The sequence below is a fragment of the Thauera sp. SWB20 genome, from assembly GCF_000831325.1.
GTDB lineage: Bacteria > Pseudomonadota > Gammaproteobacteria > Burkholderiales > Rhodocyclaceae > Thauera > Thauera aminoaromatica.
This window is the reverse complement of the sequence record NZ_JTDM01000017.1, coordinates 252842-276062: the sequence shown is the minus strand read 5'-3', so window position 1 is coordinate 276062 and position 23221 is coordinate 252842. Positions and strand designations below refer to the sequence as shown.

20 protein-coding genes are annotated in these 23221 nt (G+C 69.9%); 9 read left to right on the top strand and 11 right to left on the bottom strand.

Features of this window, described 5'->3' with window-relative positions:
• Positions 1–6 precede the first annotated feature (6 nt).
• Together PO78_RS22850 and PO78_RS10115 are read left to right on the top strand one after the other, a co-directional pair.
• A complete protein-coding gene (locus PO78_RS22850; protein ID WP_156147798.1) occupies positions 7–3357 on the top strand; it encodes a hypothetical protein in 3351 nt (1116 codons plus the stop codon).
• A 173-nt stretch (positions 3358–3530) separates the two neighbouring features.
• Positions 3531–5378, top strand: a complete 1848-nt coding sequence (locus PO78_RS10115) for a M61 family metallopeptidase (RefSeq protein WP_043743455.1) — start codon at positions 3531–3533, stop codon at positions 5376–5378.
• 99 nt (positions 5379–5477) lie between these two features.
• Here the strand turns inward: PO78_RS10115 and PO78_RS10110 are convergent, their stop codons facing one another.
• From PO78_RS10110 to PO78_RS10090, 5 genes are all read right to left on the bottom strand, one after another.
• Positions 5478–6062: a hypothetical protein gene (locus PO78_RS10110; protein WP_004302682.1), complete on the bottom strand. Its 585-nt coding sequence runs from the start codon at positions 6060–6062 to the stop codon at positions 5478–5480.
• A 253-nt stretch (positions 6063–6315) separates the two neighbouring features.
• On the bottom strand, positions 6316–7833 hold the full coding sequence (locus PO78_RS10105) for a Y-family DNA polymerase (RefSeq protein WP_012585472.1): 1518 nt from the start codon (positions 7831–7833) through the stop codon (positions 6316–6318).
• Positions 7834–7946: 113 nt separating this feature from the next.
• Positions 7947–8765: a translesion DNA synthesis-associated protein ImuA gene (gene imuA / locus PO78_RS10100; protein WP_043743450.1), complete on the bottom strand. Its 819-nt coding sequence runs from the start codon at positions 8763–8765 to the stop codon at positions 7947–7949.
• A gap of 22 nt (positions 8766–8787) precedes the next feature.
• The gene (gene lexA, locus PO78_RS10095) at positions 8788–9396 is read right to left on the bottom strand and encodes a transcriptional repressor LexA (RefSeq protein WP_004320360.1); all 609 of its coding nucleotides are present in this window, start codon (positions 9394–9396) and stop codon (positions 8788–8790) included.
• Between the two features lie 59 nt (positions 9397–9455).
• Entirely contained in the window at positions 9456–10493 is a 1038-nt protein-coding gene (locus tag PO78_RS10090) for a zinc-dependent alcohol dehydrogenase family protein (protein ID WP_231570673.1), read from the bottom strand.
• Positions 10494–10713: 220 nt separating this feature from the next.
• Here PO78_RS10090 and PO78_RS10085 point away from each other — a divergent pair, with 220 nt between their 5' ends.
• The 3 genes from PO78_RS10085 (at position 10714) to PO78_RS10075 (ending at position 13933) form a co-directional block, all read left to right on the top strand.
• Entirely contained in the window at positions 10714–11211 is a 498-nt protein-coding gene (locus tag PO78_RS10085) for a peroxiredoxin (protein ID WP_004320365.1), read from the top strand.
• Positions 11186–11674 (top strand): FKBP-type peptidyl-prolyl cis-trans isomerase, encoded by a 489-nt coding sequence (locus PO78_RS10080; RefSeq protein WP_012585468.1) that lies wholly within the window; start codon positions 11186–11188, stop codon positions 11672–11674. The genes PO78_RS10085 and PO78_RS10080 overlap by 26 nt, the downstream gene beginning before the upstream one ends.
• A 171-nt stretch (positions 11675–11845) precedes the next feature.
• A complete protein-coding gene (locus PO78_RS10075) occupies positions 11846–13933 on the top strand; it encodes an ABC transporter ATP-binding protein (protein ID WP_004320371.1) in 2088 nt (695 codons plus the stop codon).
• A 157-nt stretch (positions 13934–14090) separates the two neighbouring features.
• Here PO78_RS10075 and PO78_RS10070 read toward each other — a convergent pair whose 3' ends face one another.
• Together PO78_RS10070 and gloB are read right to left on the bottom strand one after the other, a co-directional pair.
• The gene (locus PO78_RS10070) at positions 14091–15467 is read right to left on the bottom strand and encodes a transglycosylase SLT domain-containing protein (protein ID WP_043743449.1); all 1377 of its coding nucleotides are present in this window, start codon (positions 15465–15467) and stop codon (positions 14091–14093) included.
• 6 nt (positions 15468–15473) lie between these two features.
• The gene (gene gloB / locus PO78_RS10065; RefSeq protein ID WP_004320376.1) at positions 15474–16247 is read right to left on the bottom strand and encodes a hydroxyacylglutathione hydrolase; all 774 of its coding nucleotides are present in this window, start codon (positions 16245–16247) and stop codon (positions 15474–15476) included.
• Positions 16248–16275: 28 nt separating this feature from the next.
• Between gloB and PO78_RS10060 the strand changes: the two genes are divergently transcribed.
• The 3 genes from PO78_RS10060 to dnaQ are packed head-to-tail and all read left to right on the top strand — an operon-like array spanning position 16276 to position 18195.
• The gene (locus PO78_RS10060; protein WP_004320379.1) at positions 16276–17001 is read left to right on the top strand and encodes a methyltransferase domain-containing protein; all 726 of its coding nucleotides are present in this window, start codon (positions 16276–16278) and stop codon (positions 16999–17001) included.
• 2 nt (positions 17002–17003) lie between these two features.
• The gene (gene rnhA / locus PO78_RS10055) at positions 17004–17462 is read left to right on the top strand and encodes a ribonuclease HI (protein ID WP_012585465.1); all 459 of its coding nucleotides are present in this window, start codon (positions 17004–17006) and stop codon (positions 17460–17462) included.
• A 13-nt stretch (positions 17463–17475) separates the two neighbouring features.
• Complete coding sequence (gene dnaQ, locus PO78_RS10050) at positions 17476–18195, top strand: DNA polymerase III subunit epsilon (RefSeq protein WP_004320384.1); 720 nt, start codon at positions 17476–17478, stop codon at positions 18193–18195.
• Positions 18196–18395: 200 nt separating this feature from the next.
• Here dnaQ and PO78_RS10045 read toward each other — a convergent pair whose 3' ends face one another.
• The 4 genes from PO78_RS10045 to mutS form a co-directional block, all read right to left on the bottom strand.
• Entirely contained in the window at positions 18396–18803 is a 408-nt protein-coding gene (locus tag PO78_RS10045; protein ID WP_012585463.1) for a CBS domain-containing protein, read from the bottom strand.
• 15 nt (positions 18804–18818) lie between these two features.
• Positions 18819–19022: a (Na+)-NQR maturation NqrM gene (gene nqrM, locus PO78_RS10040; protein WP_041589852.1), complete on the bottom strand. Its 204-nt coding sequence runs from the start codon at positions 19020–19022 to the stop codon at positions 18819–18821.
• A 130-nt stretch (positions 19023–19152) separates the two neighbouring features.
• Entirely contained in the window at positions 19153–19923 is a 771-nt protein-coding gene (locus PO78_RS10035; protein ID WP_004328146.1) for a fused MFS/spermidine synthase, read from the bottom strand.
• Complete coding sequence (mutS, locus tag PO78_RS10030) at positions 19920–22526, bottom strand: DNA mismatch repair protein MutS (protein WP_407083906.1); 2607 nt, start codon at positions 22524–22526, stop codon at positions 19920–19922. Before mutS ends, PO78_RS10035 begins: the two co-directional genes overlap by 4 nt.
• A gap of 163 nt (positions 22527–22689) precedes the next feature.
• Between mutS and PO78_RS10025 the strand changes: the two genes are divergently transcribed.
• The gene (locus PO78_RS10025; protein ID WP_004308208.1) at positions 22690–23211 is read left to right on the top strand and encodes a retropepsin-like aspartic protease family protein; all 522 of its coding nucleotides are present in this window, start codon (positions 22690–22692) and stop codon (positions 23209–23211) included.
• The last annotated feature ends 10 nt before the right edge of the window (positions 23212–23221 follow it).

Sequence of the window (23221 nt, the reverse complement as noted above, 5' to 3'; positions counted from 1 at the left end):
AACGTCATGAACACGACCGAATGCACTTCGCCTGCATCCACCAGCGAAACGCCTTTCGACCCCTACTATTCGGAGATTCTGGTTCCCGCGGCGGCGGGCGATTCAGTCGCGATGCAGCAGGTGCTGACGGCAAGGCGTCACGTCCTGAACGAGAGGACCGTTGCGGCGACCACCAATCTGACGGTCTATGGCGACGAGGTGGTGGTTGAAGGCGTGATCACCTTGCCCGGACGGCAGGTAACGATCGTCTGCCGGCGCCTGGAGTTCCTGCCCGACCCATTGAACCCAGGCAATTACGGGGGAATCGATGTAAGCGGTTGTCGTGGCAAGGATGGGTGCAGCGGAGGCCAGACGACCGCCGGCACAGAACCAATGGCGGCGACCGCGGGACAGGACGGACAACCAGGGCGGCACGAAGGAGGCGTTGGGTCGAACGGTCAACCGGGCGGGGATGGTGGCAAGGGGGGCGAGGGGGGCTCGATCACGATCTGGTGCGATCGACTGGTTCGGGGACCGCAGTTGGTCCTCGATGCCAGTGGGGGCCTCGGCGGCAACGGAGGGAAGGGCCAGCCTGGCGGACGCGGCGGAAACGGGATCGACAACCTGGATGACAACGATTCGGAGTCGGCACGTGGGGGCGCTGGAGGCTGTGGCGGTCACGGTGGAAACGGCGGGGCAGGTGGCGACGGCGGAACCATTTCGCTGAATTTTCTGGGGTTTGATTTTCCGATGTCAGGCATGAGCCTGTCGGTTGCGGGTGGCATCGGCGGCAACGGAGCATCACCCGGAATCGGCGGCAACGGTGGAAACGGCGGTACGCCCAAAATGGACTCGCTGCGCTACAAGCCCAATTTCCTCGCTTTCATGGGCGGCAGGGATCCGGATGGGCACCAGAACGGCGCCGACAGCGGCGGCGGCGGTGTCTGCGGACTTCCGGGTTACGGCGGAGTTGCCGGCAGCCCTGGCACGATCGCCATTGGCGCGCTCCGCCCGCCGGCAGTTCCATCCGTCGACCCGAAGACGTACCAGATCATTCGCGTGGAGGCCGAGCAGGCGGCCTTCGAAGGAACGATCGCGAATATCTGGGCAGTGTGGACTCGCGCCAAAGTGTGGGGCTCGTGGAATGAGATTCATACGCCCATCGATGCGAACGGGGCAGATGGGCAAGCGCTGCCGGCGGAGCAGACGTTCGGAAAAGCGGGAACACCAGGCGGGCCCGCACCCGTAGATCCCCGGTATGGCGCCGTCAATGGCGGCTCAGACATCCGAGGGCGCGGATTTGGTCCGGGGCAAAGCGGGCAGGTCGGCGCCAACAATACCAATCGCCCTGCGCAAGGCGCGAGGCCCGTTGCGACGCCGCCCACACGTGTAGGCATCAGTCCCGCGTCAAACTATCCCGGCTGCTGGTCGATCGTCGATGACAGATCGCTTGCGTTGCAACTGAGCGGGGATCTTCTGCCCATGGTCTTCGAGCGTTGCCGCGAACGTTTTCTCTTCACGAACGTTCATGCGAACACCAACGAGACTCGCGAAGCGGTCGGCAGCCTGCAGGCAACCCTGTCATGGATTGTCCGGATGGCTACGGAGCGCAAAGAGGCCGACCTTGCTGCAGCGGCGACGATGACGCTGGAGTCGCTTCGACAGGGGCGGAACCTGTTCGGGCACGATCATGATTTCGTCGCGCTTGGGTCGATCGACCGCTATCAGCCGGATCTGACCGAGGTGGTCGCAGAATACAGCGCCATAGAGCAGACGCACGGCGCCTTGGCAGGCGCGCTGAAGAACGCGCAGGAGCGAGCCGGCTTTCTCGGCAACCTCTCGGGGAGTCAGAGCCGCACATTGACGGCGCTCGAGGCGGACGTAGCCGACAGCGTCGCCAAGGTCAATGCGGCCCTGAAGTCCGTTCAGCAGTTCGAGGCGAACCGCGCCGAGGGCTCGGTGCACTTGATCAAGAAATTCACCGATTTTGAAAATGAAGTCACGCTCGGCACAGGCCTTACGCCCGCAGCCCTGTTGTCCGCCATCGGTCAGTTGGCCTTCATCAACCCTGAGGCGCCAGCCTTCGCGATACCGCTCGTTGCAAGCCAGGCCGGCGATTTGATCTCGAAGACTGCCAACGAGATCGCGACCGACAACGGCACCACGGTGAATCGTTCGTATCTCAGCCGTCAGGTGCTGTCCTTGTCCAATGAAGTCACCGACTTCACCGGATTGAAACAGGCCAGTGACGGACTGATCAGCGCCGACGGAACCGAGCAAGGCCGCCTGATGGCGACGCGCAGGCAGGTTGATGCGATCTGCGCCGAATTCTTCAGCAAGTGTCCGACAGCGAAGAAATTAAGCGACGATCTGGCGCACTACATCGAACTGGTCGCGACGCGGAATGCCAAGATTGCCGAGTACAACGACGCGCTTACCGAATTGTGCTACCTGCGATCGCAGACGGATGCCATAAGGTCGGCCAAGAACAAGACCGAAAGTTGGCGGGTCAGTCAGGCCGGTCTCAGCCTGCCGCAGATGGCCGCGTTCAGCAGCGCGTTGTGGCGTCACGCGCGCGAGCAGTGTGTGGAGACGCTGTACCTGGCGAGCCGCGCATTCACGATGCACACCTTGAGCAACAAGGATGTGTTCGTCGACGTGCTTCGGCAGTTGATGGCTGGCTCGCAGCGGCCCGACAACATCAACTCGACCGCGTTCAGAGCCGCGTTGATCGACTTCATCGTCGGACGACTGAAAGAGGAGAACAAGCGGCTTTCGACCATTCAAGCTTTTGTCCCCATGGGCAACTCCTGCCGAATCGAGTTCACAAAAGCGCGGAACCCCCTGCTGTTCGCAACGCTGATGAACGGCAACGAGGGGCTGGTGTCGATTCTTCCGGCGCGAAAGGACACCAACACCGACCATACACACTTCCCGGGAATGGCCAACGTCCGCCTCTCCGCCATTCGAGCGTGCGCGCTCGGGATGAGGACCAAGGACAACATTCACGTGATTCAGTTTACGCATCCCGGCGTAGAGACGATCGTGACCGCCAGCGACGTGCCGGTCACCGTCAATCATCAAAAAGTGCATCACGAGTACCGCTACGATGCACGTGCGCTCTCCCCCGACGGCACGACAATTTCGGCAGGTGCGGCGGCCGCAGCAAGACCCGAGACGGGCACCGTTACCAGCGCACCAGCGGCGACACCAGCGCCCGTGCTGACCGGCGGGTTCCTGGACGCGCAGCGACAAATGATCGGGCCGTTCTGTCAGTGGTCAATCCGAATTCCCCGGGAGTACAACAGTGAGCTCGATCTGAGCGGACTCCGGTCGATCATCATCGAGTTCGAAGGAACCTATCAGTCGTTCGCGTGATGCGCACGGTAATCGATCCATGGGGATGACGGGTATCCGCGGATCGCGGCCGTCACGCCGGGCGTTCGCCGTTGGGCGCCGGGAGATCGCAGCCGACCTCTGTCGCCTCCCCGGCGCCCGGCCATGCGGTTACGATTGGACCTCTTCCAGACGAGTTCCGCCGGAGCCTGCCGATGTCCGCCCGTTCCACCCGCTTGTCCGCCGCCGCGTCGGCGCTCCATGACCGTCCGCCGCCCGCGGTCGAATACCGCATCCGCCCGGCGAACCCCGGCGCCCACCTCTTCGAGGTGAGCTGCACGGTGGCCGAGCCCGACCCCGCGGGGCAGGTCTTCAGCCTGCCGGCGTGGATCCCGGGCAGCTACATGATCCGCGAGTTCGCGCGCAACATCGTGCGCCTGCGTGCCGAGGCCGACGGCGAGCCCTGCGCGCTGGAGAAGCTCGACAAGCACACCTGGCGCGCGGCTGCGGTGCCGGGCGCGCGCGTGCTGAGCGTGCATTACGAGGTCTATGCCTGGGACCTGTCGGTGCGCACCGCCCATCTCGACACCACACACGGCTTCTTCAACGGCACGAGCGTCTTCCTCGCGGTGGCGGGGCGTACCGAAGCACCTTGCGTGGTGACCATCGAACGCCCCGAGGACGACTGCGGGCGCGACTGGAAGCTCGTCACCGCGCTGCCGCCCGAGCACGGCCACCCGGGCCAGGCCTGCCGCTTCGGCCGCTTCCGCGCCGCGGACTACGACGAGCTCATCGACCACCCGGTCGAGATGGGCCGTTTCACGCTGGCACGCTTCGAGGCCGCGGGCGTGCCGCACGACATCGCGCTCACCGGCCGCCACGACTGCGACCTCGAGCGCCTGTGCGCCGACCTGCGCCGCATATGCGAATGGCAGATCGCGCTCTTCGGCACGCCGGCGCCGGTGGACTATTACGCCTTCCTGACCATGGTGGTGGGAGAGGGCTACGGCGGGCTGGAGCATCGCGCCTCGACCGCGCTGATCTGCAGCCGCGCCGAGCTGCCGTGGAAGGGCATGGAGGGTCTGCCCGACGGCTACAAGAGCTTCCTCGGCCTGTGCAGCCACGAGTATTTCCACACCTGGAACGTCAAGCGCATCAAGCCGGTGGCGTTCACGCCCTACGATCTCGCGCGCGAGAACCACACCCGGCTGCTGTGGGCCTTCGAGGGCTTCACCTCGTATTACGACGACCTCGCCCTGGTGCGCAGCGGCGTGATCGGCATCGATGACTACCTGGGGCTGCTCGGCAAGACCATCGCCAACGTCTTGCGCGGCAGCGGCCGGCTCAAGCAGAGCGTGGCGGAGTCCTCCTTCGACGCGTGGACCAAGTACTACCGCCAGGACGAGAACGCACCCAACGCCATCGTCAGCTACTACGCCAAGGGTGCGCTGATCGCGCTCGCGCTCGACCTGCAGCTGCGCGCGGGCAGCGAGGGTGCGGCCAGCCTGGACGACGTGATGCGGCTGCTGTGGCGGCGCCACGGCCTCACCGGCGTGGGCGTGCCGGAGGATGGCATCTTCGCCGCGGTGCGCGACGCGGGCGGCGAACGCCTCGGCGCGCGCCTGGCGAAATGGCTGCAGAAGGCGGTGGACGGCTGCGAGGATCTGCCGCTGGCGCGCCTGCTGCGTCCCTTCGGCGTGAGCCTGCGCGCCGAGGCGGCGGGGACCGCGCCGGTGCTCGGGATGAAGCTCGGCGGGGGCAGTGGCGAGGCGAAGGTCGCCAATGTGTACGACGACGGTCCGGCGCAGGCGGCGGGCGTCTCGGCCGGGGACGTGCTGATCGCGCTCGACGGGCTGAGGATCTCCAGCGCCAAGGGGCTGGAGGATCTGCTCGCCCGTCGTGGTGCGGGCGACGAGGTGGAACTGCATCTCTTCCGTCGCGACGAGCTGATGAGCTTCCGTGCGGTGCTCGCTGCACCGCCTGCCGAGCGCCAGGAGCTCAAGCTGGCGCCGCGCGCCGATAGCGCGGCAGCGAAGCTGCGGCGGGGTTGGTTGGGGGGGTGATGCGCCGCCTTGCCGTGCGCGAGGCGCAGCCGCGGACGACGGCAAGGTGTGACGGAGCGGGCACGCACGGCCAGGCGCGCCCGCGGCGGCAGGTCGCGTTCAGGCCTCGGGGGCGGCGTCGTGCGCCGGGAACAGCTTCGGCTGCCAGTAGCGCCAGGCGAGGAAGCCGGCGAGCCCCGCGATGATCAGCCAGAAGCCGACGCCCTGCCAGAAGGCGATCGGATCGGTGGCGAGGAGGTAGTCGCGCGGCGGGCGCACGAAGTGGATCCGCCCTGTGGTCAGCGCGCGCACCGCCTGTGCGATCGCCGCCAGCGCGGGCATGAACCAAACCAGCAGCCCGGCGCCGACGATGACGCGGTCGAGCAGCGGCGTGGCGAGGCTGCGCGCGCTGTAGACGCTGCGCACCCCGAACCACACCGCGATCAGGAAGCCGAGCGCCGCAGCGAGCGGGCCGATCGCCATCACGCCGCCGAGCAGGGTGGCCGCCGCGAGGAAGCCGAGCCCCTCCAGGCGCACGATCTCCGGCCACAGGCGCTCGAGCTGGCTGAACAACAGCCACGATGCAGGCAGCGCGACCACGCATACCAGCAGCGCGAACAACGCGCGGCGCCGGTCGAGGTCGCCCGGCAGGGGGCGGGCGCGGGTTTCAGCGGAAACGGTGACGGAAGAGGAAGGCTCGGGCATGGGAATGGAGGCGGTGGAAAAGGTTCGGAGCCCCGGAAGTGTACTACGCGCACAGCCCCGCGCCCCTGCAGTTCCCGTCACGCGCTCGCGCGTCGTCGTGATCGCGACTTGCGTCGCTCCCACGAAAATCGGCACGTTACCGCAGCACGATGCAGCTTCGGACCCCGCTGTGAGCGACGCGAGTGGCGATCCTCCGTCCCGGCTCGCGCCGCCCTCGTCGCGGGCTCCGGCACCGTGATCGGGACCGGCGTCTTCAGCCGAAATACCCATGCACGAACCACTGCCCCGGCGCATCCAGGCTCTCGAAGATCCAGCACAGGACGTTGTCGGCATCGCGCGCGAGGTAGTAGTCGCGACGGACCGGCATGCCGTCCCACCAGCCGGTCTCGATGCGTTCGGCGGCGCCGAGCAGGGTATAGCGGGGAGCGGAGATCGGACGCGGCGCGGGCAGCAGCCAGAGCGGGCGCAGGCCTGCTGTCGTGCGTGGCGGCGGCGATGCCGTCCGTGTCGAGGCCGGCCCCGCAGCGGCGTCGCGGCCGGCGCGTGCAGTGGTCGCCTGTGCGGAGGGCACGGTGTTTCGCCAGGCGGCTTCGGGACGGTGATCGGCGCGAAGATCCAGGCGCTGCACGCATTCCTCGCCAAGTCGCGCCTGCAGGCGGGCAAGCAGCAGGGCGGCGTCCTCTCCGGCCTGGGCAGGATCGCCGAACAGGTCCCGGGCGCGCGGGTCGGCAGCCACGGGGCTTTCCGCACACAGGGTGATCGAGTCGACCTCGGCGGACAGCTCGAGCATGGCCAGGCGTTCGCGCACGATCAGGGCGAAGTGCCCCTCGTCGCGGCTTGGGCGGCCGAGCGCGAACTCGAGTTCGGTGGGCGGTCGCGAGCCGTGGCCGAAACGCAGGCGGAAGCGGTCGACTGCCGCGTGGCGGGCATCGAGCCAGGCGGCAAGGCTGGCGAAGAGGCGGCGTGCGGCGAAGAGCAGGGCCTCGGCGTGAAGTTCCGGCGCGGGCAGGGCGATGCCGTGGTGGAAGCGCAGCGGCGCTTCGAACCAGGGGCGTGGATCGGCGAGCTCGCCGCGCGCCCGCGCCAGCGCCCGCGCGGCCGCCTGCGCACCACGGCGGGCGAGTCCGGCGGGCGGCAGGCGGCGAAGCTCGCCAAGGGTGCGCAGGCCGAGTCCGGCGAGCAACTCCAGCGTGGCGGCGTCGCAGGCGTCTTCCTCGCTCAGGAGTTCGAGCGGCAGCGGGTCGAGCGCAGCGCGCCAGTCTTGCCCGGCGGCGTCGGTGGGGAGTGCCGCGTCGGTCGGGGGGCAGGAGAGGGCGGAAGGAGCGGCCGCCCGTGCAAGCCAGCGCGCGGCCAGTGGAGTGGGTGCGCAGGCCAGCAGGGCCGTGAAGCCCAGCTCGGCAAGGCCTTCGCGCAAGGCGGATTCGATCTGTGCCGTGCCACCGAACAGGCGCAGGCAGGAGGAGATCTCCAGCAGCACCGCGTCCGCTGCGGACAGGCTGATCCGCGGGCTGAAGCGCCCGGCCCAGGTGGCGATCTCGGCGAGGGCTTCGGCTTCGCGCGCCGGCTCGTGCGGTTGCAGGCGCAGTTCGGGCAGCAAGGCGAGGGCGCTCGCCGCACGCTGCCCCGGTTCGATGCCGGCCGCGCTCGCCGCCGCGCTGGCGGCCAGCACCCGGCCCCGGGGCGACAGGATCGCCAGCGGTGGGGCGGCGCGTACGCCGCGTGTGAAGACCTGCAGCGACAACGCCGGCAACAGGATCGCCAGCCACAACATGGAAACGCTCCGCGTCGAGGTGTTTGAATCGGTCGGCAGCGAGGGCTGCGGTTAGAGCGACGAAACGATTGCGGCGGGTGGAGGAAGGCCGCCGATCGCGACTGGCGTCGCTCCTACAGAAAACGCCGCGCTTCCGGTTTGCATGCAGGCGCGACGGGGGCGACGGTGGTGGATGCGGTAGGGTGGGAAGCTGCCGAGAGGGGCATCCGGGGGGATTGCCCTGCGCGGGATGCCTTCGGTACCGGGCTGGCCCCGGGCGGCAGGGCGAGCACGAGCGGCGCGGCGGCGAGCGGTCCGCGGCGCTTGAGGATGCGTAGCTGCAGGCCTTCGGGCTGCGGGGCGAGCGCAATCCGCAACACCGCCGGCGAAGGCTGACCGGCGACGCTGCCGGGACGGAAGAGGAAGAGCGGGGTGGCGCTTTCCTCGGCGGCCAGCTGCAGGCGGCGCAGTCCGGCGTTGTCGATGCGCTGCGGCCACGCCAGCACGCAGGCGCAGCTGCCCGACAGCAGTGCCTGGCGTGCGGCCCACAGCAGGTCTTCGCGGCGCTCGGGGCGCACCACGAGCAGGCGCGCCAGCGGCACGCCTGCGTTCGCCAGCGCGGGAGCGTAGGGCAGCAGCGGCGGGGCGATGCAGACGATCCAGCATGCGGGCGGGGTGGCGCCGAGCAGCGGCAGCAGCAGGCTCAGTTCGCCGACGCCGGGGCGGTCGGCGAGGAGCTCGATGAGCGCCCCGGCCGGCCAGCCGCCGCCGGGCAGCTCGGCGTCGAGCGCGGAGAAGCCGGTCGGCAGCACCGCTCCTGCGGCGCCTGCGAGCCGGCTCGCCTGCCACACGCTGCCCGCAGGCAGGCCGGCGAGCACGCCATGCGTGCCGGTGGCGGCAGGAGCTACAGCGCGCAGCGACGCGTCGGCGTGGCGTTGGAGCGGGAGGGCCATGGCGGGTGCGGCATCGGCTCGCTCAGTGGTCCTTGCGGATCAGCCCCACCATGACGCCTTCGATGACCAGCGGCTCGCGGCGGGTGTCCACGACGATCGGGGTGTAGTCCGGGTTGGCGGGGAGGAGCTCGACCACCGGGCCCTTGCGTTGCAGGGTCTTGACGGTGACGTCGTCGTCCACCCGGGCGACCACGATCTGGCCGTTGCGCGCCTCGCTGTTGCGATGCACCGCGATGAGGTCGCCGTCGAGGATGCCGGCGTCGCGCATGCTCATGCCGCGCACGCGCAGCAGGTAGTCGGCCCTGGGCGAGAACAGCGCGGGGTCGAGCTGATAGCGCGCCTCGACGTGTTCGGCGGCGAGGATGGGGCTGCCCGCGGCGACGCGGCCGACCAGGGGCAGGCCGAGCGCCTCGGCCAGGCGGATGCCGCGCGCGCGCCCCTCCTCGAGCAGGATCGCGCCCTTGGCGGCGAGCGCGCGCAGGTGGGTCTCGGCGGCGTTGGGCGAGCGGAAGCCGAAGGCGGTGCACACCTCGGCGCGGGTGGGCGGGCGGCCTTCGGACTCGACGGTGGAGCGGATGAAATCGAGGATTTCCTGCTGGCGCGCGGTGAGGTTTTCGCTACGGGCGGTCATGACAGCCTCCATGGGATGGCTGTAATTTTAAACAGTCCCGCAGCGCTGGCAAGCGGAATTCAGGGCAGCAGCACCGCCGCCCCCTGCAGCGCGCCGCGGCGCAGGCGCTCGAGCGCCTCGTTGGCGTCCTCGAGGGCGAAGCGGACGACCTCGGTGCGTACCGGCACCCTGGGCGCGAGGGCGAGGAATTCGTCGCCGTCGCGGCGGGTGAGGTTGGCGACCGAGACGATGCGGCGCTCGCCCCACAGGATGTCGTAGGGGAAGGCGGGGATGGTGCTCATGTGGATGCCCGCGCACACCACCGTGCCACCCTTGGCGACGGCGCGCAGCGCGGCGGGGACGAGCTCGCCGGAGGGGGCGAAGATCAGCGCGGCGTCGAGCGGGTGCGGGGGGCGCTCTTCGCCCGCGCCCGTCCAGCAGGCGCCGAGCCGGCGGGCGAAGGCCTGGCTTGCGCTGTCGCCGGGACGGGTGAAGGCGTACACCTCGCGACCCTGCCACACCGCCACCTGGGTGATGATGTGGGCGGCCGCGCCGAAGCCGTAGAGGCCGATGCGGCGCGCGGCGCCCGCCATCTCCAGCGCACGATAGCCGATCAGGCCGGCGCACAGCAGCGGCGCGGCCTCGGCGGCGTCGAGCGCCTCGTCGATCGGGAAGCAGTAGCGTGCGTCGGCCACGGTGTATTCGGCATAACCGCCCTGGATCTGGTAGCCGGTGAAGCGCGCCGCGTCGCAGAGGTTCTCGCGCTGGCTGGCGCAGAAGCCGCAATGCCCGCAGGTCCACCCCAGCCAGGGCACGCCGATGCGCTGACCCGGCACCATGCCCGCGGCGTCGCCGACGCCTTCGCCCAGTTCGACCACGCGGCCGATGATCTCGTGGCCGGGAATCATCGGCAGCACCGGGTCGGGCAGCTCGCCGTCGATGAGGTGGAGATCGGTGCGGCACACGCCGCAGGCCTCCACCCGCAGCAGCACCTGCCCGGGGCCGGGGCGCGGCACCGCCAGATGCACCGCGCGCAGGGCCTCGCCGGGGCGTTCGAGTTGCATCGCGCGCATGCCGGCGGGGGGCTTGGCGGGGGCGTTCGGATGGGGCCGGGGCATGCTTGCGGTCTCCAGGACAGGCGGAACGATGGTGCGCTGCGACTTGAGTACGGCCCCGATCTGGGCTATTCGTTGGACACGGAGCCGCATCGCGGCACCCGACACGACGACAAGGAAAAGGGAGGAGACCCCCATGCTCGACCAGTCCGAAGCCTGCGGTCCCGGCGGTAGTGTTCGCCTGGGGTCTCGGCTAGAATCCGGCCCACATCAGGGAGAACACATGCTGCAGAGCGGAGACATCGCCCCCGCGTTTTCGTTGCCGGATGCCGACATGGAAATTTTCGACCTCGCGTCGGTGGCCGGCAAGCACAATGTGGTTCTCTACTTTTACCCTCGCGACAAGACCCCGGGCTGCACGCGTCAGGCCGCCGATTTCAGCGACCACGACGACGAGTTCGCCCGCTACGACTGCATCGTGGTCGGCGTGAGCCCGGACGATTGCCTGACCCACGCCGAGTTTCGCGACCAGGAAGGATTGTCGATCCGCCTGCTCTCCGATTCGGACACCGAGGTGTGCCGGCTCTACAACGTATGGCATGAGCGCGAAGTCGACGGGATGAAGAAGATGGGCGTGCGGCGGTCGACCTTCGTGATCGACAAGCAGGGCAGGATCCGCCACGCGCTCTACGATGTGACACCCCGCGGCCACGCCGCCGCGGTTTTCGAATTGGTCAAGGAACTGGAACACCAGCATGCAAAACGAAATCGTCAAGAATAGCGTGGTGACGCTGAAGTACACCGTGCGCGACCCCGAAGGCGCGGTGATCGACGACGGCGAGCACCCGCTCGTTTATCTGCACGGCGGCTACGATGGCATCTTTCCGTTGCTCGAAGAGGCCCTGCACGGCAAGAAGGTCGGCGAGCAGCTGCAGGTCAAGCTGCAGCCCGAAGACGCCTTCGGCGACTACGACGAGGAGCTGATCCTGGTCGAGGACGCCAAGCTTTTCCCGGACAACATCGAGATCGGCATGAGCTTCGAGCGCGTCTCCGAGGACGGCGAGGAAGACATGATCTACCGCATCACCGACATCGCCGACGGCAAGGTCGTGGTCGATGGCAACCACCCGCTGGCCGGCGTGGCGCTGGTGTTCGACGTCACCGTCGCCGAGGTGCGCGCGGCGAGCGCCGAGGAGATCACCCACGGCCATGTGCATGGTCCCGGTGGTCATCACCACCACTGATTGCACCGATGTCAGGACGGGGCCGCGCAAGCGGCCCTTTCGACATGTGGACGGCACCTGCGGCTGCGTGGTGCGTGTCAGGGGCCGTCCGCCTCGTCCGCGCCTCGTTCGCCTCTCTCCGCCTTCCTCCGCCTCGATCTGCTGCGGCCCTGCAAGGGTCGTCCCACGCGCATGAACGCTCCGCTCCCCGCCGATCTCCCTGAAGCCGCGACCGCTGCGCTGCTGCACGTCGAAGGACTGGGCGTGGCGATCGCGCGCACCGACGGCGAGGAGGTCCGCCCGGTCGACGGGGTGAATTTCGCCATCGCCGCGGGCGAGACCTTCGCCTTGCTCGGCGAATCGGGCTGCGGCAAGTCGATGACCGCGCTCGCGCTCGCCCGCCTGCTGCCCGACGGCGGCCGCATCGCCGCGGGCAGCGTGCGCCTGGGCGACGAGGACCTGCTCGCGCTGCCCGAGGCGGCGATGCGGCGGGTGCGTGGCGGGCGCATCGGCATGATCTTCCAGGAGCCCGCCACCAGCCTCAACCCGGTGATGAGCGTGGGTGCGCAGATCGCCGAGGCGCTCGCCGCCCACGGCTTGCGCGGCGCGGCGGCGCGCGCCGAAGCCTGTCGGCTGCTCGCAGCGGTGGGCATCCCCGACCCCGAGCGCCGGCTGCAGGAGTTTCCCTTCCAGTTCTCGGGCGGGATGAAGCAGCGCGTGATGATCGCGATCGCGCTCGCCGGCCGTCCGCGCCTGCTGATCGCCGACGAGCCGACCACCGCCCTCGATGTCACCATCCAGGCCCAGGTGCTCGACCTGCTCGCCGAGTTGCAGCGCCGCGAGGGCATGGCGATGCTGCTGATCACCCACGATCTCGGCGTGGTCGCGCGCGTCGCCCACCGCGTGGGGGTGATGTATGCCGGTCAGGTGGTGGAGAGCGGTCCGCGCGAGGCCTTCTTCGCCACGCCGCTGCATCCGTATTCGCGCAAGCTCTTCGCCGCGCTGCCCGAGGCGGCCAAGCGCGGCGGCGCGCTCGACGCGCCCGTGGGCAGCGTGCCGCCGCCCGACCGCCACTTCCCCGGCTGCCGCTTCGCGGAGCGCTGTCCGGCCGCCTTCGACCGCTGCGACGAGGAAGTCCCCGTCTGGCATGCGGTCGGCACGCAGGCCGTGCGCTGCCATCTGTACGAAGGCGTTGCGATTCCGCGCCGGTTCGTGCGCGAGACGGCGGGTGCGGCCGATGTCGTCGCCGCACGCCCGGCGCAGAGCGTGCTCGAGGTGGCCGAGCTGGCGGTGCATTTCCCGGTACGCAAGGGTTTCCTGCGCCGCACCGTCGGTCACGTGAAGGCCGTCGACGGCGTGAGCCTGCGCCTGCAGCCCGGGCGCACGCTCGCGCTGGTGGGCGAATCGGGCTGCGGCAAGACCACCGTGGGCAAGGCCCTGCTGCGCCTGATCGAGCCCACCGCCGGCCGCCTATGGCTCGATGGCGAGCGCTACGACGCACTGCCGCTCTCGGCGCTGCAACCCCTGCGGCGTGCGGTGCAGATGGTCTTTCAGGACCCCTTCGCCTCGCTCGATCCGCGCATGCGGGTGGGCGAGATCATCGAGGAGGGCCTGGCTGCGCTCGGCGTCGGCGCCGACCACCGCGCGCGCCAGGCCCGCGTGACCGAACTGCTCGAGCGTGTGGGGCTGTCGGCGGAGATGCGCTGGCGCTATCCGCACGAGTTCTCCGGCGGTCAGCGCCAGCGCATCGCGGTGGCGCGTGCGCTCGCGGTGGCGCCGCGGGTGATCGTGTGCGACGAGCCCACCAGCGCGCTCGACGTTTCGGTGCAGGCGCAGCTGCTCAACCTGATGCGCGAGCTGCAGCACGAGCAAGGCCTCGCCTACCTCTTCATCACCCACAACCTCGCGGTGGTGGAGTACCTCGCCGACGAGGTCGCGGTGATGTATCTCGGTCGCATCGTCGAGGAGGGCCCGATCGAGCGCGTGCTCGGCGTGCGCGCCCACCCCTACACCCGCGCGCTGCTCGCGGCGGTGCCGCGGATCGAGGGCGCGGGCGGCGCGGCACCGGACGTGGGGGGCACAGGCGTTGCGGGCGGGAGCACGGCGACCCCCGGCACGATCATGGCCGAGCTGCCGTCGCCGCTCGCCCCGCCGAGCGGCTGCCATTTCCATCCGCGCTGCCCATACGCCACCGACGTATGCCGGATCCGCTACCCCGCGCCCGCCGACCTCGGCCAGGGCCACCGCGTGCGCTGCCACTGGCCGCTCGCGCTCCGCTGACACCGGTTTTCTTGCAGGAGCGACGCGCGTCGCGATCGCGCGAGCGTTCAAGCGCCTGCGCTCGTCGAGGCGCTGCAGTCGCGACTGGCGTCGCTCCTTGTGCGGGGGGCGCGAAGCGCGGTGGGAGCCCCGGGACTCCATGCCCCCGCCGCCAGGATCAGCGCTTCTTGCTGCGCTTGGTGCTGCGCTTCTCGCCCGGGCGCGGCCTGGCCTTGGGCGACTTGAGGTGAGGCTCGCCGCTGCGGGCCTGGCTGGTGTTGAGCTTGAGGCCCGGTTGGCGGGCGGCGGTGGCGGCGAACGGGAGCAGGCTGGTCACCTCGAGCGCACCGTCCGGGTCGATGCCGTCGGGCACCAGCAGCGAATGGCCTTCGCCCGGCTGGCTGCCGGGGCCGAGGCCGTTGAGCCTGCGCAGCTCGGCCGAGCTCAGGCCATGGCGGGCGGCGACCGCCTCGAGGGTCTCGCCCGCGGCCATCACGTGCATCCGCCATTCGCCGTCCTCCTCGTCGAGCTCGGCGAGGCCTTGCTGCAGCTGCTCGGCGCGGTCGGTGGGCACGATGAAGATCTGCCCGGGCGTGGTCACCGCGGGGCGGTTGAAGCCCGGGTTGAGGGCGAGGAACTCGTCCAGCGGCATGCCGGAGAGCTTCGCCGCGGTGGCGAGGTCGACCCCGATCGGTGCCTCGACGCTGACGAAGTGCAGCTCGTTGGCGACGTAGGGCAACTCGAAGTGGAAGAGCTCGGGCTCGGCGACGATGTTCTTGATCGCCTGCAGCTTGGGCACGTAGTTCCGCGTCTCGTCGGGCATGCGCAGGTGCTCGTATTCGAGCGGCAGGCCGTCCTCGGCGTTGCGCTTGAGCGCGCGCTGCACCGCGCCTTCGCCCCAGTTGTAGGAGGCGAGCGCGAGGTGCCAGTCGCCGTGCATCTCGTAGATGCGCTGCAGGTAGTCGAGCGCGGCGTTGGTCGAGGCGATCACGTCGCGGCGCTCGTCCACCCAGTGGTCCTGGGTGAGGTTGTAGTGCTTGCCGGTCGAGGGGATGAACTGCCACAGGCCGGAAGCGTGCGCGCGCGAGTAGGCCATCGGGTTGTAGCTGCTCTCGACCATCGGCAGCAGCGCGAGCTCGGTCGGCATGCCACGGCGCTCGAGTTCGTCGACGATGTAGTAGAGATAGCGCCCGCCGCGCTCGAAGACCTGCTTGAGGAAGCGCGGGCGGTTGAGGTAGAAGCTCTGCTGGTCCATCACCCGCTGGCTGTCGAGGTCGGGCATGCCGAAGCCGCGGCGGATGCGATCCCATATGTCGTTGGCGTCGCGGGTGAGATCGAGCGTGAGCACGCGCGCCGTCTCGGGCGCGGACGTCGCTACCGCGGCGCTAGCGGCGGTGTCGCTGGCGGTGAGGGTGGCCGGGGCCGCCGTCACGTCACGGGCGGACGCGGGAGAGGCGAGGGCGGCAAGGGCGAGGGCGCAGGCGCAGACGGCCAGCAGCGGGCCATGCCTGCGGCCGCCGCGGGGCTGGGCGGCACAAGAAGCGGAAGAGGTCATCGGGGCTCAGAAGCGGTCCTTCCAGGCACGCAGCGCGGCGAGGCATTCGAGCGCATCCTGCGGGCGGCTGCCGGTGTGCGCGGCGACGGCCTCGATCACCCCGGGCTGGTCGCAGCGCAGGAAGGGGTTGATCGCCAGCTCGCGGGAGACGGTGCTCGGCAGGGTGGGTTCGCCGCGTGCGCGCAGCGTCTCGCAGTGCGCGGCCCAGGCGTCGCGTTCGACGTTCTCGGGCTCGGCCGCGCGTGCGAAGGCCAGGTTGGACAGCGTGTATTCGTGGGTGCAGAACACCCGGGTGTCGGGGGGCAGGGCGGCCAGGCGGGCGAGCGAGTGCTCGAGCTGGGTCGGCGTGCCTTCGAAGAGCCGGCCGCAGCCGGCGGAAAAGAGCGTATCCCCGCAGAACACCAGGCCCGGCTCGATGTCCATGCCGACGTAGGCCACATGGCCGGCGGTGTGCCCGGGCACGTCGAGGACGCGCAGCGCGATGGCGGGCGCGGGCAGGTGGATTTCGTCGCCGTCGGAGACGGCATGGACGACGCCCGCGATCGATTCGCGCGCGGGGCCGTAAACCGGTACACGGTGGCTCGCCACCAGCGCGGCGATGCCGCCGGTGTGGTCGGGGTGGTGGTGGGTGACCAGGATCGCGCCGAGCACGAGGCCGTGCTCGCGCAGGGCTTCCTCGACCGGGGTCGCGTCGCCCGGATCGACCACCAAGGCATGGCGGCCGTCGTGGACGAGCCAGATATAGTTATCGCGGAAGGCGGGAACGGGGATAATGTCCATCCCGCGAATTGTGAGGACCTGAGTGCCGATGTCAATCCTCCGGCTCGAGGAATGGCTGCAGACCCCGCAGGGGCGCTACCTGCTCGACTGGGAGCAGGACGGACTGGACCGCCTGGTGGCGGACATTTTCGGCTATCACGCGGTGCAGCTCGGGCTGTCCGGATTCGATTTGCTGCGCGCCAATCGCATGCCGCGCCGGATCGATTGCGGCCCGCAGGGTCGCGACCTGCGCTGCAGCGAATACGAGCTGCCCTTTGCCACCGGCAGCCTCGACCTTGTGCTGCTGCCGCATGTGCTCGAGTTTTCCGCGCACCCGCACCGGGTGCTGCGCGAGGTCGAGCGCGTGCTGGTGCCCGAGGGCAGCGTCGTGATCAGCGGCTTCAACCCGCTCAGCCTGTGGGGCCTGCGTCGCCTGATCGCGCGCCGCGGCGCGGAGGCGCCGTGGAGCGGGCATTACCGCTCGGCGATGCGCATCCGCGACTGGCTCAACCTGCTCGGCTTCGAGATCCAGGAGAGCCGCTTCGGCTGTTACGCCCCGCCGCTGCGCACGCCGCAGTGGCTGGAGCGCTGGGGCTGCCTCGACCGCGCTGGCTCGCGCTGGTGGCCGGTGCTGGGCGCGGGCTATCTGCTGCACGGGGTCAAGCGGGTGCAGGGCATGCGGCTGATCACCCCCCACTGGCGCGGCCGCAAGGCCGCGGCCAAACGACTTTCGCCGGTCGCCCAGCGCGACGGCTCGACGAGGAACATGCAGTAACGATGGAAGAAGTGGATATCTATACCGACGGCGCCTGCAGCGGCAATCCCGGACCCGGCGGCTGGGGCGCGATCCTGCGCTCCGGATCGCACGAGAAGGAGATCTGGGGTGGCGAGCCGGCGACGACCAACAACCGCATGGAGCTGCTCGCGGTGATCCGTGCCCTCGACGCGCTCAAGCGCCCGGTGGCGGCGCGAGTTCACACCGACAGCCAGTACGTGCAGAAGGGGATCTCGGAGTGGATCCACGGCTGGAAGGCGCGGGGCTGGAAGACGGCCTCGAAGGAGCCGGTCAAGAACGCCGACCTGTGGCGGGCGCTCGACGACGCGGCATCGCGCCACCAGGTGAAGTGGTTGTGGGTGCGCGGCCACAATGGCCACCCCGAGAACGAACGCGCCGACGCGCTCGCGCGCCGCGGCGTGGACGCGGTGCGCAAGTCCGGCGCCGCGGTGCAATGCTGAGCGGGAGCGTGCAATGAGACAGATCGTCCTCGACACCGAAACCACGGGCCTCGACTGGCGCAACGGCGACCGCGTCATCGAGATCGGCTGCGTCGAACTGCTCGACCGCAGCCTCACCGGCCGCCACTACCACGTCTACATCAACCCCGGGCGCGGCATCGACGCCGAGGCGGTGGCGGTGCACGGCATCACCGAGGAATTCCTCGCCGACAAGCCGAAGTTCGCCGATATCGTCGCCGACTTCGAGGACTTCGTGCGCGACGCCGAGCTGGTGATCCACAACGCGAGCTTCGACGTCGGCTTCCTGGATGCCGAACTCGAGCGCCTCGGGCGCGCGAAGCTGGGTGCGCTGTGCGCCGGGGTCGTCGATACGCTGAAGCTCGCCAAGGAGCAAAACCCGGGCAAGAAGGCTTCGCTCGACGCGCTCTGCGACCGCTACGAGATCGACAACGCGCACCGCGAACTGCACGGCGCGCTGCTCGACGCGGAACTGCTCGCCGAGGTCTTCCTGGCGATGACGCGCGGCCAGGAAAGTCTCATGATCGGGCTCGACGAGGAAGCCGCGCCGCGGGAGTCCGACAGCGAGGGCGCGCCCGTGCTGCGCGCCGCGGTCCGGGTGTTGCGTGCGAGCGCCGACGAATGCGCCGCCCACGATGCAGCGCTCGCCGACATCGCAAAGGCGAACAAGGGGCTGTGCTTGTGGTTGCCTCCGGAGCCGGCGTCGGCGGGATGAGCGCCTGGCGGCTGAGCCCGCCGTGACTTGCCACGCCCCTGCAGATGCGGGAGCGTGCGCCGGCGCTCATGGAAGGCGATGCAAGTCGTGATCAGGGCGCATGGGATCTGCGACGGCGCCATGGAAGCGCCCGCTCGCGACTCGCATCGCTCCGCAGGTGCCCCGCAGCGCACCGGTTTCGTGCACGAGGACGCTGAAGGCTAGCGTTCGTCGCGGCGGACCTTCTCCAGGCCCTTGAGGATGTCGTGGCGGGAAATCTGCCCGATCAGGCGCGCGCCCTCGACGACCGGCAGGATGTGGTGGTTCCTGGCAAGGAAGAGTTCGATCGCGTCGATCAGGCTGGCACTGGCGCGGATCGAGACGACGTCGCGGTTCATGAAGTCTTCCACCTTCCCTTCGTCGCGGCGGAAATACGAGGCGTCCAACGCCGCCTTGAGGCAGTCCTTCTCGGAGAGGAAGCCGATGAGGCGTCGGTTTTCGTCGACCACCGGCGCTCCGGAGAGGCCGCGCTGGAGCAGCAGACGGACCGCCTTGAGCAGATCGGTGTCCGGCGAGAAGGCGAGGTGGTCGCCGACCATATAGTCCTTGACGAGAAGGGAGCCGAGCATCATGTCTCCGGGGAATCAGTGTGGTTGTTCGGCCTGCGCCGCCATCATGCGGGCCTGGCGCTTCGAGCACGGCTTCTTGCAGCCGAACTCGCAGTCCTGACCCATCGAGCCGAGCCCGCCACAGCTGCCGGAGATCGGCTTGCGCCCGAAAAGGACGCCAACCGCCATGGCCAGGATCACGAGGCCGACGACGAGCAGGGTGATCAGAAAAGTGTTCATGGTTTGCAGCTTATCGGGTTGCGGATGCACGGACATCCGATCGGGTGGACAATAACGCGGGCTGCCGGGTTCTGGCCATGGGGCCGTTCGAGCACGCGCGCCGGATCGACGCAAGTCGCGAGCGGGCGGCTCACATGCGCAGCACGCCGCCCGGGAGTTCCCCCGCGGCTTCGAGGCGCGTCACTGTAGGCAGGAGGTCGAGTCCGGTCTCGGCCTTGAGCTGGCGGGCGCGTTCGCGCAGTTCCTCGACGCTGCGTTCGATCGGCTCGCCGGCCGCGCCGAAGGCGACCACGTTGCCGCTGTCGCAGGACGGAAAGGCGAGCGCGCGGTCATCGAAGGCGCGCACGATGCGCTGCAGGCTGGCCTTGTAGCCACGCGCGCGGCCGAAGAGGTTCACCGCCATGATGCCGCGCGCCGACAAGCGCGCACGCACGGCCTGGTGGAAGGGCTCGGTGTCGAGCACGCCGGCGCGCGCATTGCGGTCGAAGCCATCGACCAGCACGTAGTCCCAGGTCTCGTCGTGCTCGAGCACGAACTGGGCGCCGCAGCCGAGGTGCACCGAGAAGCGCGCATCCTCCGTCGGCAGCTTGAAAAACTGGCGTGCCGCGGCCACCACCGCGGGAGCGATCTCGACCACGCGGATCCTGGCCTGCGGCAGGTGGTGATGCACGAAGCGCGCCAGCGAGGCCGCGCCGAGGCCGATGATCAGCACCTTGCGCGGCCAGTGCCCGCCGTCGGCGGCAAGGCCGTCGCGCAGCAGCAGGCCGGCCATCATCTCGCGGGTGTAGGCGAGTTCCAGTGCGTACGGCTTGCGGATGCGCATCGCGCCCTGGATCCAGTCGGAGCCGAAGTGCAGGTAGCGCACGCCGGCTTCTTCGGAGATGTCGATCGGCGGGTTCATGTGTTGCGGTCTCCGGCCAGGCGCTTGAGGGCGTAGAGGCGTTCCAGCGCCTCGCGCGGGCTCAGTGCATCGGGGTCGATGTCGGCGAGCGCGCTGAGCACCGGGTGCGACAGCGGCGCGTCCTCCGGCTCGGGCAGGGCGGCGAAGAGGTCGGCCTGCGGGCCGGCGTCGATCTCGCGGTTCTCCAGCGCGCGCAGCCGGCGCTTGGCGTCGCGGATCACCGCGGCCGGGATGCCGGCGAGCGCGGCGACCTCGATGCCGTAGCTCTGGCTCGCCGGGCCTTCCTCGAGCGCGTGCAGGAAGACGATGCGGTGGCCGTGCTCGACCGCGTCCAGATGCACGTTGGCGCACTCGGGATAGTCGGCGTTGAGCCGGGTGAGCTCGAAATAATGCGTGGCGAACAGTGTCAGCGCGCGCGACTTCTCCAGCAGGTGGCGGGCGATCGCGAACGCGAGCGCGAGGCCGTCGAAGGTCGAGGTGCCGCGGCCGATCTCGTCCATCAGCACCAGGCTGCGCTCGGTGGCGCCGTGCAGGATGGCGGCGGCCTCGGTCATCTCGACCATGAAGGTCGAGCGCCCCGAGGCGAGGTCGTCGGAGGCGCCGATGCGAGTGAAGATGGCGTCGAGCGGGCCGAGCTCGACGGCATCCGCCGGCACGAAGCTGCCGACATGGGCGAGCAGGCAGATCAGCGCGACCTGGCGCATGAAGGTCGATTTGCCGCCCATGTTGGGGCCGGTGATCATCAGCATGCGGCGCGTGGCGGCCAGGCGGGCGTCGTTGCGGATGAAGCTCTCGACCTGGCGCTCGACCACCGGATGGCGGCCGCCTGTAATGGTGAGCCCGGGTGTCTCCAGGAAGCGTGGCTGTACGTAGCCGTAACGCAGCGCGGCCTCGGCCAGCGCGGCGAGGCCGTCGAGCAGGGCCAGCGCGCGCGCGATGCGCTGCAGCGCCGGGATGTGGGCGGCGAGCACCTCGAGCACCTGGTCGTAGAGCGTCTTCTCGCGCGCCAGCGCACGCTCGTTGGCCGACAGCGCCTTGTCCTCGAAGGCCTTGAGCTCGGGCGTGATGTAGCGCTCGGCGTTCTTCAGCGTCTGGCGGCGGCGGTAGTCGTCGGGCACCTTGTCGGCGTTGGCGCGGCTGACCTCGATGTAGAAGCCGTGCACCTTGTTGAACTCGACCTTGAGCCCGGGGATGCCGCTGCGCTCGCGCTCGCGGGTCTCCAGCGCCATGAGGAATTCGCCGCAATTGGTCTGGATACCGCGCAGTTCGTCGAGCTCGGTGTCAAAGCCGGGGGCGATCACGCCGCCGTCGCGCACCATGGCGGCGGGCTCGGCGGCGATGGCTTGCTGCAGCAGGGCGAGCGGCTCGGGGGCGATGGCGAGCGCGCCGACGATCTCGGCGAGCAGCGGCGCCCGGCAGGGTGCGAGCGCGGCGGCGAGCTCGGGCAGCCGCAGCAGGCTCTCGCGCAGCGCCGAGAGGTCGCGCGGGCGCGCGCTGCGCAGCGCGATGCGGGCGGTGATGCGGTCGACGTCGGCCACGCCGCGCAGCGCGCTGCGCACCGCGAAGGCGATGCGGCCGTCGCGGCCACCGAGCGCGAAGCCGCCGGGGGCTGCGCCGGTGTGCTCGCTCATCTCGCCTTCGACCGTACCCACCAGCTCCGCCACCGCGGCATGGCGCGCGGCGGGCTCGGCGCGCTCGCGCAGCGGGTGGTGCAACGCATGGCGCAGCCAGCGCGAACCCATGCTGGTCACGCAGGTATCGAGCAGCGACAGCAAGGTGGGCGAGGACTCGCCGCGCAGGGTCTCGGTGAGCTCCAGGTTGCGCCGGGTTGCGGCGTCCAGGCGCAGATATTCCGACTCGCGTTCGACCACGAGGCCGGTGACGTGGGAGAGCGTCTGGCGCTGGGTGGCCTGGGCGTAGTCGTACAAGGCCGCGGCGGCGCCGAGTGCCACCGGCAGGTCCTCGACGCCGAAGCCGGCGAGGTCTCGCGTGCCGAAGTGGGTCGTCAGCAGCCGCGTGCCGGTCTCGGCGTCGAACTGCCAGTCGGCCAGGCGGCGCAGCGCGGGGGCGAGGGTGTCGAGGAGCGGCAGGGCGAGGCCGTCGGGCACCAGCACCTCGGCCGGGCGCAGGCGCTCGAACTGCGCCTGCAGTGCGTCCGATGGGCACTGCATGAGGCGGAAGTCGCCGTTGGCGAGATTCAGCCAGGCCAGCCCGAGCACGCCGCGGTGCAGGCTGGCGGCGAGCAGCAAGGAGTCGCGGCGGTCGTCGAGCAGCGCGGCGTCCGTGAGCGTACCGGGGGTGACGATGCGGCTCACCGCGCGCTCCATCGGCCCCTTGTTCGCGCCCGGCTCGCCCACCTGCTCGGCGATCACCACCGATTCGCCGAGCTTGACCAGGCGCGCGAGGTATTGCTCGACCGCGTGGAAGGGCACGCCCGCCATGCGGATCGGCTTGCCGCCCGACTGGCCGCGGGTGGTGAGCGTGATGTCGAGCAGGCGCGCGGCCTTCTCGGCGTCGTCGAAGAAGAGCTCGTAGAAGTCGCCCATGCGGTAGAAGAGCAGGGTGTCCGGATGCTGCTGCTTGATCCGGAGGTACTGCTGCATCATCGGAGTGTGGGCGCCGATCTCGGCCTCGCTCAGCGCGGCGGGGCGGATGGCCGTGTCGCCGAAGGGCGGCTTGCGGATTGCCAACTGAAGAAACCTCCCGGTTGCCGTGCTGTCGTCAGCAAAGGCAGGATTATCACCGTGGATCGAAGGAAAGACCGACTTGAACACACCCGACGCCGACACCCGCCGCATCGGCCGCAGGCTGGGCCTGCTGGCGACGCTCGCCTTTCTCGCGCTGGGCTGGGTGAGCTTCGACGGCGCGCTCGAGCGCCGCGAGGACCCCAACCGTAATCTCGTGGTCGCCCCCGGCGCCAGCGAGCTGGTGCTGCAGCGCAACCGCGCCGGGCACTACCTGCTGCCCGGCGAGATCAACGGCCGTCCGGTGCGCCTGCTGCTCGACACCGGCGCGACGCAGGTGTCGGTCCCTGCGCGCCTCGCCGCGGAGCTTGGGCTGCAGGCGGGCGCGCCGGCCTCGGTGCTGACCGCCAACGGCGCGGTCACGGTGCGCCAGACGCGCATCCCGCGCCTCGCCTTCGGCCCCTTCGAGTTCCGCGACGTGGCCGGCCACCTGAACCCGGGCATGCAGGGCGACGAGGTGCTGCTCGGCATGTCGGCGCTGCGTCACCTGGAGTTTACCCAGCGCGGCGACACGCTCACCCTGCGCGCGCCGGGTTCCGGCTAGCGGGCCGCGT

Excerpts from the sequence above, each read along its gene's own strand:
- lexA (WP_004320360.1), bottom strand. The coding sequence starts at position 9,396 with ATGACCGCCCGTAGCGAAAACCTCACCGCGCGCCAGCAGGAAATCCTC.
- PO78_RS10090 (WP_231570673.1), bottom strand. The coding sequence starts at position 10,493 with ATGCCCCGGCCCCATCCGAACGCCCCCGCCAAGCCCCCCGCCGGCATG.
- imuA (WP_043743450.1), bottom strand. The coding sequence starts at position 8,765 with ATGGCCCTCCCGCTCCAACGCCACGCCGACGCGTCGCTGCGCGCTGTA.
- PO78_RS10110 (WP_004302682.1), bottom strand. The coding sequence starts at position 6,062 with ATGCCCGAGCCTTCCTCTTCCGTCACCGTTTCCGCTGAAACCCGCGCC.
- PO78_RS10070 (WP_043743449.1), bottom strand. The coding sequence starts at position 15,467 with ATGACCTCTTCCGCTTCTTGTGCCGCCCAGCCCCGCGGCGGCCGCAGG.
- mutS (WP_407083906.1), bottom strand. The coding sequence starts at position 22,526 with ATGCAGCAGTACCTCCGGATCAAGCAGCAGCATCCGGACACCCTGCTC.
- dnaQ (WP_004320384.1), top strand. The coding sequence starts at position 17,476 with ATGAGACAGATCGTCCTCGACACCGAAACCACGGGCCTCGACTGGCGC.
- PO78_RS10080 (WP_012585468.1), top strand. The coding sequence starts at position 11,186 with ATGCAAAACGAAATCGTCAAGAATAGCGTGGTGACGCTGAAGTACACC.
- PO78_RS10060 (WP_004320379.1), top strand. The coding sequence starts at position 16,276 with ATGTCAATCCTCCGGCTCGAGGAATGGCTGCAGACCCCGCAGGGGCGC.
- PO78_RS10105 (WP_012585472.1), bottom strand. The coding sequence starts at position 7,833 with ATGTTGTGGCTGGCGATCCTGTTGCCGGCGTTGTCGCTGCAGGTCTTC.
- nqrM (WP_041589852.1), bottom strand. The coding sequence starts at position 19,022 with ATGAACACTTTTCTGATCACCCTGCTCGTCGTCGGCCTCGTGATCCTG.
- rnhA (WP_012585465.1), top strand. The coding sequence starts at position 17,004 with ATGGAAGAAGTGGATATCTATACCGACGGCGCCTGCAGCGGCAATCCC.
- PO78_RS10035 (WP_004328146.1), bottom strand. The coding sequence starts at position 19,923 with ATGAACCCGCCGATCGACATCTCCGAAGAAGCCGGCGTGCGCTACCTG.
- gloB (WP_004320376.1), bottom strand. The coding sequence starts at position 16,247 with ATGGACATTATCCCCGTTCCCGCCTTCCGCGATAACTATATCTGGCTC.
- PO78_RS22850 (WP_156147798.1), top strand. The coding sequence starts at position 7 with ATGAACACGACCGAATGCACTTCGCCTGCATCCACCAGCGAAACGCCT.
- PO78_RS10075 (WP_004320371.1), top strand. The coding sequence starts at position 11,846 with ATGAACGCTCCGCTCCCCGCCGATCTCCCTGAAGCCGCGACCGCTGCG.
- PO78_RS10115 (WP_043743455.1), top strand. The coding sequence starts at position 3,531 with ATGTCCGCCCGTTCCACCCGCTTGTCCGCCGCCGCGTCGGCGCTCCAT.
- PO78_RS10045 (WP_012585463.1), bottom strand. The coding sequence starts at position 18,803 with ATGCTCGGCTCCCTTCTCGTCAAGGACTATATGGTCGGCGACCACCTC.
- PO78_RS10085 (WP_004320365.1), top strand. The coding sequence starts at position 10,714 with ATGCTGCAGAGCGGAGACATCGCCCCCGCGTTTTCGTTGCCGGATGCC.